Here is an 11,590-nt window from a genome sequence, read left to right on the forward strand (position 1 = left end):
CTGGGCGCGGGCCGGCCGGTGCGGGTCGGTGGTGACCTCGCGAAGCGCGGCCGCCAGGTTGCCGGCGGTCAGCCGCGACATCGGGATCGGGGCCGTCGCGGCGCCCAGGGCACGCAGGCGGGCCGCCCAGAAGGGCTGGTCGGCCAGGACCGGGACGGGCACCGCGGGGACGCCGGCGCGCAGGCCCGCCGCCGTGGTGCCCGCGCCCGCGTGGTGCACCATCGCGGCCATCCGGGGCAGGAGCCGGTCGTGCGGGGCCTCGCCGATGGTGAGGATGTCGTCGGACGCGACGTCCAGGCCCGCCCAGCCGGCCTGGACCACGGCGCGCACGCCGGCCGTCCGCACCGCCGACGAGATGATCTCGGCGAGCCGCGACGCCTGGCCCGGGCCCATGCTGCCGAAGCCGATGAGGACCGGCGGCGGACCGGCGGCCAGGAAGTCCTCCAGCGCGGCCGGCGGTGTCCAGTCCGGGCGCGGCGCGGGCCACCAGTAGCCGGTCACCTCGAGCTGCGGGCGCCAGTCCGACGGCCGCGGCACCACCGCCGGGCTGAAGCCGTGGAAGGCCGGGTAGCGGCCGCCGTCCTGCCACGTGCGGAGATCGCCGATCGACAGGTGCGGCAGGCCGAGCCGGCGGCGCAGCGCCTGCACCGGGCCGGCGTAGAGGGTCTGGCTCACCCGCGCGGCCGCCGCGGTCACCGCCCGGTTGCCCAGCCGTCCGATCGAGCGGCCGCCCAGCAGCACCGAGCCGAAGTCGCCGGTCGGTGCGACCGGCTGCAGGAACACCCCGGCCCACGGGATGCCCCGCGCCTCGGCCACCTGATAACCCAGCGGCGCGACGACCGTGGACAGCAGCATGACCTCCGGCTCGGCCCGCTCGGCCGCCGCGGCGATCCCGTCGCCCAGCTCGGCTATCAGGGGGCGGGCGATGCGCAGGAGGCCGGCGAGGGCGCGCGGGCCCGTACCCGACGATCTGCCGTCCTGGCCCCTCGCCTGCGGAAGGATCTCGCGCAGGTCTCCCGGGATCGGCCGGAAGGGCAGGCCGGCCGCCGCGAAGGCGGCCTCGAACGGCGCGTGCGACGCCACCGTGACCTCGTGGCCGGCGGCCTGGAGGCGGGCGCCCAGCCCCGTGTACGGCGCCGCGTCGCCGACCGAGCCCGACGTCACGATGAGCACCCGCACACCTCGATCATGTCACGGCGCCCTCATGCCTTGACGGTTATATAACCGGCGTGGCATGTTAAGGCCATGGCAGTGGACACCCTCGCCGTGCTGGCCGAGCCGACCCGGCGGCGCATCGTGGAGACGCTCCGGGTGCGGGAGAGCAGCGTGGCCGAGCTCGTCGCGGAGCTGGGGATGAGTCAGCCCGCGGTGTCCAAGCATCTGCGCGTGCTGCGCGACGCCGGGGTGGTGAGCGTCCGCCCGGCCGCCCAGCAGCGCATCTACCGGCTCGAGCCGGGGCCGTTTCAAGAGCTGGACGCGTGGCTGCGGCCGTACCGGGAGCTCTGGAGCCGGAGCCTCGACCGGCTGGAACATCACCTCGACCGCAACCCAAGACTGGAGTGATCATGTCTTTCGATTCCGGACCCCCGACCGGCGCCACCGTCGTCCCGGGCCGCGACGGCGCCTGGACGCTGATCTTCGTGCGGGAGCTGCGGCACGCGCCCGAGCGGGTGTGGGCCGCGCTGACCGACCCGGCGGAGATCGACCGGTGGGCGCCCTACGCGGCGTCCCGGCCGCTGGCCACCACCGGCGACGCCACGCTGACCATGGTGGACGGTGCGGAGCGCGTCGACCTGCCGTCCACCGTGCTGATCGCCGACGAGCCGCGCCTGCTCGAGTACACCTGGGGTGAGGACCGGCTGCGCTGGGAGCTGGAGTCCTCGGCCACCGGCACCCGCCTGACCCTGCGGCACAGCTCGCCGAACGCGGGCATCGAGGCGCAGGTGGCGGCCGGCTGGCACCTCTGCGTCGCGGTCCTCGAGCGGCTGCTGGCCGGCGATCCGGTCGGGGTGATCCGCGGTCACGAAGCCCGCGACCACGGCTGGGAGGAGCTGCGCGCGGCCTACGAGAAGCAGTTCGCCGGCTGACGTGCAACCTTCCCCGCCGCGGCGGTGTCAGGGATGGTGACACGACGGGGGAGGGCGAGGGTGGGCGACGACTTCGACGAGTTCGTGCGAACCCGCAGCACACGACTGCTGCGGGTGGCCTACCTGCTGACCGGTGACCGGCACGCCGCCGAGGACCTGCTGCAGGAGGTGCTCGAGCAGATGTACGTGCGGTGGCGCCGCGTCAACGAGTCGGCCGAGGCGTACGCCCGCCGCGCCCTGGTCAACCGTTCCACCAACCGCTGGCGCCGCCGCGGCCGCCGGCCCGAGGCGCCGCTCGCCCACCACGACGTCGCCGAGCCCGACCACAGTGACGACGTGGTGATCCGGGCGGCGGTCCTGGACGCGCTGCACGAGTTGCCGCCGCGGCAGCGCGCCGCCGTGGTGCTGCGATATCTCGAAGATCTGCCCGTCGCCGAGGTGGCCCGCGCCCTGGACTGCTCGGAGGGCGTCGTCAAGAGCAACGCCTCGCGCGGGCTCGACCGCCTGCGATCGGCACTGACCTCGCAGGAGAGCGGGAGCATGACATGACCGACCTGGACGTACCACGCGTACGCGACGCACTGGACCGCGCGACCGGGCACCTCGACGCGCCGCCCGACCTGCTCGATCGGGTCCGGGCCGGCGGCCGCCGCCGGGTGGTCCGCCGCCGCACCCTCCTCGGCGCCGGCCTGGCCGTCGCCGCCGGCGGGTCGGTGGCCGGCGCCCGGCTCCTGCGCAACGGCGGGCCGGAGGTCATGCCGGTCTCCAACCGGCTGGACCGCCCCACCCGCGGCGACCTGGCCGGCGACGAGGACTATCTGCGCCGGGTCCGGGCCGCCTGGCGGCAGCACAACGGCGACGAACTCCGCTTCGTGGGCGAGCCGCACGTCACCTGGGCCGGGCGTACGCCGGCCGGTCCGGTCGCGCTGGTCGCGCAGCGCCTGCCACCGCGTGTCGTCTCCCCGGTCGGGCAGGTCGAGTTCGGGCTGACCGGGTTCGTCGGGACGGTCGACGGCCGGCCGGCGGCGGGGGTGACGGAGCAGATGCTGACTGAGGCGGCGAACAGCCCGGCGTTCCTGGCCGGGCCCCGGCGCGATGTGCTGGTTGTGGTCGACGACGACCGGCCGGTCAGCTACTCGTCCGCGGTCCGATGGGACGACCAGGGACGGGCCGTGCGCACCTTCCGGCCGTTGGCCTTCACGAACGGCGCCTCGGTCAGCACCGTGCCCGCGCAGAGCGACGGCCTGTCGATCGGGCTGCGCTCCGGCGACGAAGGGGTCGGCCTGATCAACATGGGTGAGGTCCGCTGGACGCCGATGCCGACGCTGGTCCGGACGCTGGGCGGCGCCTCGAGCGACTGGGACGTCGTGGCCATGGACGGGTACGAGGACCGGTACGGCTATCCGACCCCACCGCTGGTCCGCGAGTGGCGGATCGCCGGCGCCTCGCCGGACGGGCGCCCGTTCGTGGTGCAGACCCTCGTGACCGGGCGGACCGTGCGTACCTTCGCCTTCGTGACCCCGCAGCCGGTCCTGATCGGCGTCGCGGAGTCGCCGAAACGCCTGGAGGTGCGCCTGCCGGCCGGTCTGGGCTGGGTGGTCGCCGAGGAGGGCGCGAGCATCGCCTATCGGGTCGGCGCCGGCGACTGGATCCCGGTGACGGGCGACGCCGCCCTGCTGCCGCCGGCCGCGACCCAGTGGCGGGTCACCCGCGGCGGCGCGCGACCAGCGGTGGTGCGGCTGCCCGACTAACCTCGGCGCATGGACGTCGTGATCGCGATCGACACCGGGACCACCGCCACCAAGGGCGTCGCCGCCGGGCTCGACGGCGAGCTGTGCGCGCACACCAGCGTGCATTACCCCCTGTCCGTGCCCGGCCCGGGCCGCGCGGAGCTGGACGCCGACCAGCTGCTGGCGGCCGCGGTGGAGGCGCTGGCCGAGATCGCCAAGCAGTGCCGCGACCGTGGTGACCGCGTGGCGGCGGTCAGCCTCAGCGCCTTCCTGCACGGCCTGGTGCCGATGGACGCCGCCGGGAAGCCGCTCGGGCCGCTGGTCACCTGGGCGGACGGCCGGGCCGCCCGGCAGAGCGAGAAGCTCGCCGACCGGGCCAAGGCGCTGCAGGCCCGCACCGGCACCCCGGTGCACCCGATGTCCCCCCTGACCAAGCTCGCGTGGTGGCGGGAGAACGACCCGTCGACGCTGCGGGACACCCCGCGCTGGGGCGGTGTCAAGGAGGTCGTGCTGGCCGGGCTGACCGGCGAGTTCCTCCTGGACCTGTCGGTGGCGTCGGCGACCGGCCTCTACGACATCCACGAGCGGCGCTGGGACGACGAGGCGCTCGACATCGCCGGCGTGCGGGCCGGCCAGCTCGCCGAGGTGGTGCCGACCACACTCGCCCGGACGCTCAAGCCGGAGATCGCCGACGCGACCGGCCTTCCCCGGGACACCCCGCTGATCGTCGGCGCCGGCGACGGCCCGCTCGCCAACCTGGGCGTCGGCGCGACCCCGGCCGGTGTCGCGGCGGTCTCGCTGGGCACCAGCGGGGCCCTGCGCACGGTCGTCGACCGGCCCACCTCGGACGAGGCGGGACGGCTGTTCTGCTACGCGCTCACCGAGGACCGCTGGGTGATCGGCGGCGCGGTGAACAACGCCGGGTCGGTGATCCGCTGGGCCGGGCAGAGCTTCGCCGCCGGGTTCGCCCGGCCGGGCGCCGAGGGCGAGGACGCGGACGAGATCGACGCGGCGCTGTTGACCGAGGCGCAGACCGCGCCGCCCGGCAGTGGGGGCCTGCTGTGCCTGCCGTACCTGCTGGGGGAGCGGGCGCCGTGGTGGCGGTCCGGGATGCGTGGGGCGTACCTCGGCCTGCGGCGCGAGCACGGCCGGCCGCACCTCGTCCGGGCAGCGGTCGAGGGCGTGTGCCAGCAGCTCGCGCTGGTCCGTGACTCGCTCGAGGTGGCGGGCCCGGTCACCGAGGTCCGTGCCACCGGTGGGGCGGTCGCCTCCGATCTGTGGGTGGGCGTGCTGGCCGCCGCGCTGGACCTGCCGGTGTCGATCGCGGACACCCCGGAGGGCACTGGGCTGGGCGCGGTTCTGCTCGGCTGGCACGCGCTCGGCGAACTGCCCGACCTCGACCAGGCGGCGGCGCTGGTGGACATCGCGGAGCCGACCGTGCCGGATCCGGAGAACGCCGCCCTCTACAAGCGGCTGCGACCGCTGATCGAGCAGTCCGCGCTGGCCGTGGCCGACCTGGTGGCCGAGTTGGACAAGATCGCACCGGAGCCGTTGCCGGACACCGAGGAGGCGGTCTCGAACGCGTCACATTGACGGCGTGACCGTCCGTCGGGTTGAGTGGCGGTCGAGCGGTCGCGGAGGAACCCGGTGCGAGTCCGGGACGGTCCCGCCACTGTGATCGGGCCCCTTGCCGGGCCCGGGAGTCAGGAACTCCGGCCGCTCTGACATTCCGCCATGCGGGCGTGGACACCCGCCGGAAGGGGATCGTTCGTGCAGCCGCCATACCCGTTCTCGGCCGTCGTCGGCCTCGACGACCTGCGCCTGGCCCTGCTGCTCACCGCGGTGTCACCCGCCGTCGGCGGGGTCCTGGTGCGGGGTGAGAAAGGCACCGCGAAGAGCACGGTGGTGCGTGCGCTGGCCGGGCTGCTGCCCGAGGTCGAGGTGGTGCGTGGGTGCCGCTTCGCGTGCGATCCCGGTACGCCCGACGCGGACTGCCCCGACGGCCCGCACGACGCCGCCGCCCCGCACGGGCCGCGTCCCGCCACCCTGGTCGAGCTGCCGGTCGGCGCCACCGAGGACCGCGTCGTCGGCACCCTCGACATCCAGCGCGCCCTGGCCGACGGGGTGAAGGCGTACGAGCCGGGCCTGCTGGCCGCCGCGCATCGGGGCGCGCTCTACGTCGACGAGGTCAACCTGCTGCCCGACCATCTGGTCGACCTGCTGCTGGACGCGGCGGCGATGGGCCGGGCGCACGTCGAGCGCGACGGTGTCTCGGTCAAGCACGCGGCCCGCTTCCTGCTGGTCGGCACGATGAACCCGGAGGAGGGCGAGCCGCGGCCGCAGCTGGTCGACCGATTCGGGCTGGTGGTGACGGTGGCCGCGCCGCGCGATCCGGGGCAGCGGGCCGAGGTGGTGCGGCGTCGCCTGGCCTACGAGGCCGACCCCGCGGCTTTCGCTTCCCGCTTCGCCTCCGCGGACGCCGCGCTCGCGGAGCGGATCGCCGCCGCCCGCACCGCGGTGTCGTCGGTGGCGCTGCCGGACGCGGAGCTGGACCGGATCGCCAAGATCTGCCTGGCGTACGGGGTGGACGGCATGCGCGCCGACATCGTGGTGGCCCGGTGCGCGGTGGCGCTGGCGGCGTGGCACGGCCGGGCGACCGTGACCGCCGACGACATCCAGGACGCCGCCCGGCTGGCCCTGCCGCACCGGCGCCGCAAGGATCCGCTCGACCCGCCCGGCAGCGACGAGCAGCGCCTGCAGGACGCGCTGGACGCGGCCGGTCAGGACGATGACGACGACCCACCGCCCCCGCCGCCCCCGCCGCCGGGCGAGCCGGATCCCACACCGCCACCACCATCGTCGCCACCGACGCCGCCGGGCGGCGAGACCGATTCCGCGCCGCCGCCGCCGGTCGAGTCGGGTGCGGACGAGCCCGGCGCGGGCGAGCGGCCGAAGCAGGCCGTGGGCGCCGAGTCGCTCGCCGCCGCCGGGCAGGCGTACCGGCCGCGGACTCTCCGGATCGCCAAGCGTGGCGCCGCCGGGCACGCCGGGCGGCGGTCGCCGTCGCTGGCGCGGCGCGGCCGGGTCGCCGGCTCCCGCGAGCCGCGCGGCAAGCTGGCCGGCGCGCCCCACCTGCCCGCCACCCTGCGCGCCGCCATCCACCGCGGCTCCCGCACGGTCGACCCGCGTGACCTCCGCGAGGCCGTGCACGTCGGCCGCGAGGCGAATCTGGTGCTCTTCGTGGTGGACGCCTCGGGCTCGATGGCCGCCCGCAAGCGGATGGCCGTGGTCAAGACCGCGGTGCTGTCCCTGCTGCGCGACGCCTACCACCGGCGGGACCGGGTCGGGATGATCACGTTCCGGGGCCGGACGGCCGACGAGGTGCTGGCGCCCACGTCCAGCCATGAGGTCGGCGTGCTGCGGCTGGCGACGCTGCGCACGGGTGGGCGTACCCCTCTGGCTCTGGGTCTGACGGCCGCCGCCAACACCATCGCGACCGAACGACGGCGCGATCCCCGCCGCCGGCCGCTGTTGATCGTCGTGACCGACGGCCGGGCCACCAACGGGCCGGACCCCGCGACGGTCGCGCCGCGCCTGGCGGGCGTCCCGGCGGTGGTGGTCGACTGCGAGTCCGGGCCGGTGCGGCTGGGCCTGGCCCGCCGCCTGGCCGCCGTCCTCGGCGCCGACCTGGTCCCCCTGGAAGCCCTGGAGGCCGCCTGATGCCGCAGGGGAGGGTCGAGGTCGTGCCCGACGACGGGCTGACCACGCGGCAGCGACGCCGGCAGGCCGTGCTGGCCGTCCACACCGGACACGGCAAGGGCAAGTCGACGGCCGCGTTCGGGATGGCGTTGCGGGCCTGGAGCGCGGGCTGGGACATCGGAGTGTTCCAGTTCGTCAAGAGTCCCAAGTGGAGGGTTGGCGAGGAGACGGCGCTCAAGGCGCTCGGCGAGCGGATCACCTGGCACAAGATGGGCGAGGGCTGGTCCTGGATCCAGCGGCCCGGCACCGAACGCGACCACGCCGTCGAGGCGGCCGAGGGCTGGGCGCAGATCAAGCGGGACCTGGCCGCGCAGACGCACTCGTTCTATGTGCTCGACGAGTTCACGTACCCGATGAAGTGGGGCTGGGTCGACGTCGCGGACGTCGTCGGGACCCTGGCCGCGCGCCCCGGCACCCAGCATGTGGTGATCACCGGCCGCGACGCGCACCCCGACCTGATCGCGGCGGCCGACCTGGTCACCGAGATGACCAAGGTCAAGCATCCGATGGACGCCGGCCGCAAGGGACAGCAGGGCATCGAGTGGTGAGCGTCCCGCGGGTGGTGATCGCGGCGCCCGCGTCGGGGCACGGCAAGACGACCGTGGCGACCGGGCTGCTGGCGGCCTTCGCCGCGCGCGGCCTGACCGTGGCGCCGTTCAAGGTCGGGCCCGACTACATCGACCCCGGCTACCACGCCCTCGCCGCGAACCGGCCGGGCCGCAACCTCGACCCGGTGCTGTGCGGGGAGGAGCTGATCGGGCCGCTGTTCGCGCACGGGTCGGCGGGTGCGGACCTGGCCGTGGTCGAGGGCGTGATGGGGCTGTACGACGGGCGTACCGGCGCGGGGGAGACCGGCTCGACGGCGCAGGTGGCCGCGCTGCTCGACGCGCCGGTGATCCTGGTCGTGGACGCCGCCGCGCAGGGCCGGTCGGTGGCGGCGCTGGTGCACGGCTTCCGCAGCTTCGGCAACGCGCGGATCGCCGGGGTGATCCTCAACCGGGTCGGCTCCGACCGGCACGAGGGCATCCTGCGCGACGCGTGCGAGGAGGTCGGCACGCCGGTGCTGGGCGCGCTGCGCCGGGCGGACGCGGTTGCGGCGCCCTCGCGGCACCTCGGCCTGGTCCCGGCCGCCGAGCGGCGCGACGAGGCCCTCGCATCCGTGGCCGCGCTGTCGTCGCTGGTGGCCGCGTCGGTTGATCTGGAGGCGGTGCTGGCGGTGGCCCGGTCCGCGCCGCCCTTGGCGGCGACGCCGTGGAGCCCGTCGGCCGCGGAGCCGGTGCCGGGCCGTCCGGTGGTCGCCCTCGCGGGCGGTCCGGCCTTCTCCTTCGCGTACGCGGAAACGGCCGAGCTCCTCGCCGGCGCGGGCGCCGACGTCGTGACCGTGGATCCCTTGCGTGACACGGCCCTCCCGCCGAACACCCGGGCGCTGGTGGTCGGCGGCGGCTTCCCCGAGGTGTACGCGTCGGAGCTGTCCGCCAACCTCTCCCTGCAGAAGGACGTCGCCCGCCTCACCGGCCCGATCGTCGCCGAGTGCGCCGGCCTGCTCTGGCTCTGCCACACCCTCGACGGCGCGCCGATGTGCGGGGTGCTCGACGCCGACGCGTCGATGACCCCGACGCTGACCCTCGGCTACCGCGACGCGGTGGCACTCACCGACAGCCCCCTCGCTCCGGCCGGCACCCGCGTCACCGGCCACGAGTTCCACCGCACCACGGTGCACCCGCGCTCGGGCCTGCTGCTGTCCCCGGCGGGCGGCGCGGCGTGGGCGTGGCGGGGCGCGGACCCGGAGGGTTTCGCCACCCCGGCCCTGCACGCCTCCTACCTGCACCTGCACTGGGCCGGAAACCCGGCCATGGCCCGCCGCGTGGTGGCCGCGGCCGGCGCTCGACGTAGCCTCAGTTGACCGGCCGGCGGGCGTCGGCGCGCGGTGCCGGACGGGCCCGCGCACGGCCCTGTCTCGGCTGTGCCGGTGGGGTGATCACGAGGCCGCCGGGCACCGTCGGCGCGTTCCACGGAGTCCGGTCGCGCGGGGGCAGGTCGCGTGGGGGCGCGTCGAAGTGCACGGGTCGCCTCGGCGGAACGGTCGGGAGCGCCGGTAGCTCCGATGCGGTCGCGTCGGCGTGCGCGGACGCGGCGCCGATCCGGATCATGCGGTGCCACCGCAACCGGCCGCCGCCGAGGGCCATGACGGTGGCCTGGACGACGACCAGGTACATCAGCTGGCGGTACACGAACTGCTGCAGCGGCAGACTCCACAGTGGGCGATAGGACTCGCGGTCGAGGCGCAGGGCGTATCCGGCGGTGATCACCTGCAGTGCGGTGAAGCCGAGCCAGACGGCCGCGACCTCCGCCGGTCGCCGGAAGAAGAGCCCGTGGATTGCGTAGATGTCGACCATGGGCGCGGTGAGCGGCAGCAGCACCTGGAACAGCAGCAGATAGCCGAGGCCGCGGCGGCCCAGCCGTCCGGCGGCGCCGCGCTGCACCACGGCCCGGCGGTGCTTCCACATCGCCTGCATCGTGCCGTAGCACCAGCGGTACCGCTGCCGCCACAGCTGCCGCAGCGACGCCGGCGCCTCCGTCCAGGCGATCGCCGCGGGTTCGTACACGACCTCCCAGCCCGCCCGGATGATCGCCATGGTGAAGTCGGTGTCCTCGGCGAGGGTCTGGGCCGAGACCCCGCCGACGTCCTCGACGGCCGCGCGCCGGAACGCGCCCACCGCCCCGGGCACGGTCGCCATGCACCGGCCGACGTCGGACATCCGCCGGTCGAGGTTGAAGCCCATGACGTATTCCAGGTGCTGCCAGCGCCCCAGCAGTCCGGTGCGGTTGACGACCTTGGCGTTGCCGGAGACCGCGCCCACCGCGGGATCCCGGAACGGTTGCACCAGGCGGCCGATCGTGTCCTTCTCGAAGACCGTGTCCCCGTCGACCAGCACCAGGATGTCGTGCACGGCGTGCCGGACGCCCGTGTTGAGCGCGGCCGGCTTGCCCCTGTTCGCCTGCCGGATCACGACGACGCCGGGCAGGCCGAGGGCCTCGACGATGTCCGGCGTCCCGTCGGCCGACCCGTCGTCGACGACGATGACCTGCACGCCGGGGTAGTCGCCGGCAACCAGCGACCGCACCGTGCCGGAGATGTTCGCGGCCTCGTTGTGCGCGGGGACGATCACCGAGACGGGACCGAGGTACCGCAAGGGCGCATCGGCGAGCCGCCGGATGCGGCGCACATGCACCCGGCCGCACAGCAGCTGAACCAGCAGGCGCAAGCCGGCCAGGAGCAGCGCCACCAACATCAGGACGATCATCGCCAGAGCCAGCCACGCACCGCCGGACTGAGCGGCCCGGAAAGCCGTCCCGCGCCATCGCTGCCCGGTGGCCGCCTGCGGTGCGGCGGTCAGGCCGAGCGCTTCGGAGACGGTGACGAACCGGTACCCCTCGGCCCGCATCCGGGGGAGGAGGAGTTCCAGGGCACGCACGGTCTCGGACCGGTCGCCGCCGGAGTCGTGCATCATCACCACCGCACCGGCGGACCCGGCGGGCCGGCTCGCCGCCGCGATCGCCGCCGCGCCCGGCCGGCGCCAGTCCTCGGTGTCCAGGTCGGTCAGCACGACGAGATGCCCGGACGCGCCGATCCGGCGGAGAGCCGCGTACTCCTCTCCCGTCACCGCCTCCGGCGTGGACGAGTACGGCGGCCGCATGAGCACCGGTCGCCGGCCGGTGGCCGCCGCGATGGCGTTGTCGGTCAGGGTCAGCTCGGCGGACAACAGCCAGGCGGGCGTCGCGGCCGTGTCCACGTGGGTGAAGGTGTGCGCCCCGATCTCGTGCCCCTCGGCCAGCACGCGGCGGGCGATCTGCGGGTGCTGGTTCACGCGGGAACCCACCTGGAAGAACGTGGCGTGGGCGTGGTGCCGGGTCAGGACATCCAGGATGCGTGGCGTCCACACCGCGTCGGGGCCGTCGTCGAAGGTGAGCGCGATCGTCTTCGGCGGCATCCGCCGGCTGCCCGGCGGTCCG

The 11,590-nt window shown here is 75.3% G+C and carries 10 protein-coding genes and 1 riboswitch; of the genes, 8 read left to right on the forward strand and 2 right to left on the reverse strand.

Annotated features, from left to right (window positions below):
• On the reverse strand, window positions 1-1,173 hold a 1,173-nt coding region (locus AB0M20_RS09980; protein WP_364296435.1), incomplete at its 3' end, for a glycosyltransferase.
• A gap of 72 nt (window positions 1,174-1,245) precedes the next feature.
• Here AB0M20_RS09980 and AB0M20_RS09985 point away from each other — a divergent pair.
• The 8 genes from AB0M20_RS09985 (at window position 1,246) to AB0M20_RS10020 (ending at window position 9,479) form a co-directional block, all read left to right on the forward strand.
• The gene (locus tag AB0M20_RS09985) at window positions 1,246-1,563 is read left to right on the forward strand and encodes a metalloregulator ArsR/SmtB family transcription factor (protein ID WP_364296437.1); all 318 of its coding nucleotides are present in this window, start codon (window positions 1,246-1,248) and stop codon (window positions 1,561-1,563) included.
• A gap of 2 nt (window positions 1,564-1,565) precedes the next feature.
• On the forward strand, window positions 1,566-2,087 hold the full coding sequence (locus AB0M20_RS09990) for an SRPBCC family protein (protein WP_364296439.1): 522 nt from the start codon (window positions 1,566-1,568) through the stop codon (window positions 2,085-2,087).
• Between the two features lie 60 nt (window positions 2,088-2,147).
• Window positions 2,148-2,636: a SigE family RNA polymerase sigma factor gene (locus tag AB0M20_RS09995; RefSeq protein ID WP_364296441.1), complete on the forward strand. Its 489-nt coding sequence runs from the start codon at window positions 2,148-2,150 to the stop codon at window positions 2,634-2,636.
• Window positions 2,633-3,838 (forward strand): hypothetical protein, encoded by a 1,206-nt coding sequence (locus AB0M20_RS10000; RefSeq protein WP_364296443.1) that lies wholly within the window; start codon window positions 2,633-2,635, stop codon window positions 3,836-3,838. Before AB0M20_RS09995 ends, AB0M20_RS10000 begins: the two co-directional genes overlap by 4 nt.
• A gap of 9 nt (window positions 3,839-3,847) precedes the next feature.
• A complete protein-coding gene (locus tag AB0M20_RS10005) occupies window positions 3,848-5,410 on the forward strand; it encodes a gluconokinase (protein ID WP_364296445.1) in 1,563 nt (520 codons plus the stop codon).
• Window positions 5,411-5,421: 11 nt separating this feature from the next.
• A riboswitch (cobalamin riboswitch) is annotated at window positions 5,422-5,553 on the forward strand.
• Window positions 5,554-5,587: 34 nt separating this feature from the next.
• Window positions 5,588-7,537 (forward strand): VWA domain-containing protein, encoded by a 1,950-nt coding sequence (locus tag AB0M20_RS10010; RefSeq protein ID WP_364296447.1) that lies wholly within the window; start codon window positions 5,588-5,590, stop codon window positions 7,535-7,537.
• Complete coding sequence (gene cobO, locus AB0M20_RS10015) at window positions 7,537-8,124, forward strand: cob(I)yrinic acid a,c-diamide adenosyltransferase (protein WP_364296449.1); 588 nt, start codon at window positions 7,537-7,539, stop codon at window positions 8,122-8,124. Before AB0M20_RS10010 ends, cobO begins: the two co-directional genes overlap by 1 nt.
• Window positions 8,118-9,479: a cobyrinate a,c-diamide synthase gene (locus tag AB0M20_RS10020; RefSeq protein ID WP_364296451.1), complete on the forward strand. Its 1,362-nt coding sequence runs from the start codon at window positions 8,118-8,120 to the stop codon at window positions 9,477-9,479. The genes cobO and AB0M20_RS10020 overlap by 7 nt, the downstream gene beginning before the upstream one ends.
• Here AB0M20_RS10020 and AB0M20_RS10025 read toward each other — a convergent pair.
• Window positions 9,472-11,590 (reverse strand): bifunctional polysaccharide deacetylase/glycosyltransferase family 2 protein (locus AB0M20_RS10025; protein WP_364296453.1); only part of this gene is annotated, 2,119 nt, incomplete at its 5' end. The two genes, AB0M20_RS10020 and AB0M20_RS10025, sit on opposite strands and share 8 nt — an antisense overlap.

This window comes from Actinoplanes sp. NPDC051633 (genome assembly GCF_040681735.1).
Lineage (GTDB): Bacteria > Actinomycetota > Actinomycetes > Mycobacteriales > Micromonosporaceae > Actinoplanes.